General features: G+C 42.3%; 1 protein-coding gene. It reads right to left on the reverse strand.

Annotation, left to right across the window (positions count from 1 at the left end; genetic code table 11):
• Window positions 1-497: PstC family ABC transporter permease (locus C1E99_RS01030; RefSeq protein ID WP_153060135.1), on the reverse strand; the 497-nt coding region annotated here is incomplete at both ends.

The following is a 497-nucleotide window of genomic DNA, read 5'->3' on the forward strand; positions in this document are numbered from 1 at the left end:
CCCATAGCCAAACTTGCTTCGCGGTAGTGACGAGGTACTGCACGCAAACTGTCAACCGTCATAAAGGTTACTGTTGGCAAAATCATAACGAAAAGTACAAATACACCCGACAAGATACCGAAACCTGTTCCACCGAAGATTGAACGTACAAATGGTACAACTACTTGCAAACCAATGAAACCATATACAACCGATGGAATACCAACCAAAAGTTCGATAACAGGTTGTAAGATTTTTGCACCACGTTTTGGTGATATTTCTGTCATGAAGACCGCTGCACCGATTGCGATAGGGGTCGCAACAACAGCTGACAGAATCGTAACAATGAAAGAACCTGAAATCATTGGCAGGGCACCAAATATTTTCGAGCTTGGTTCCCACTTGCTTCCAAATAAGAAATCAGTGATGCTCACACCGTCAACAAAGAAAGTCGATAATCCACGCTGCGCAACGAAAATCAAAATCATTGCAACAATGAAGACAATCAATGATAGACA

This window comes from Streptococcus suis, assembly GCF_002964045.1.
In the GTDB taxonomy this organism is placed as follows: domain Bacteria; phylum Bacillota; class Bacilli; order Lactobacillales; family Streptococcaceae; genus Streptococcus; species Streptococcus suis_U.